At 82.0% G+C, this 629-nt stretch carries 1 protein-coding gene and 1 pseudogene; both read right to left on the bottom strand.

Annotated features, from left to right (window positions below; all coding sequences use genetic code 11):
- The coding region (locus AB6N23_RS18540) for a hypothetical protein (RefSeq protein ID WP_412867417.1) at positions 1 to 379 on the bottom strand (379 nt) is incomplete at its 3' end.
- Positions 376 to 629 (bottom strand): annotated as a pseudogene (locus tag AB6N23_RS18545) (serine/threonine protein kinase); the annotation flags it as partial. The pseudogene AB6N23_RS18545 and the gene AB6N23_RS18540, both read right to left, overlap by 4 nt.

The raw sequence follows: 629 nt of genomic DNA on the forward strand, positions 1-629 counted from the left end.
GCGCCACGGCGGCCGCGACGGCGGCGTCCTGCTCCGCGGCGGCCTGCGCGTGCGCGGCGGCCTCCTGCGCCGCGAGGCCCGCCTCGAGCTGGGCCGCGACGTCGTCGAGCGCGGCCGTGACCGTCGCGTGGCGGGCGTCCGAGACGTCGCCCGCGGCGTGGGCGTCGTCGGCGCCGCGGCGCACCTGGTCCAGGAGGACGGCGGCCGCGTCGAGACGCCCCTCGGCGACCGCCTGCGTGACGGCGAGGACGTCGCCCTGCAGGACGCGGGCGCGGTCCGCGTCGAGGTCGGGCTGCGCGCACCCCGCGAGCACGGCGCACGTGAGCACCAGCGCGGCGAGGTCACGCGCGCGTGCGTGGCGCGGGCGGCGGGCGATCACGGCTCCACGCTCCGCTGCAGCTCGACGAGGGCGTCGCCCAGGGCGCCGTCCACGGCCGGGTAGGTCGGCGGCTCGGGCGGGGCGGCGGGGCGCACCCCCTGCACGAGGGCCGCCCCGCCGCCCAACACCAGCAGCGCCGCTGCGGCGCCGACGACGGCGCGGTGGCGGCGCGAGCGTGTGCCCGGCCCGGTGCTCGTCGGACGCGTCGGCGCACCGATGACCGTCGCCGCGGCCGTGCGCGGCCGGGGAC

Origin of the sequence: Cellulomonas pasadenensis (genome assembly GCF_047229365.1) — a bacterium.
Taxonomy (GTDB): domain Bacteria; phylum Actinomycetota; class Actinomycetes; order Actinomycetales; family Cellulomonadaceae; genus Cellulomonas.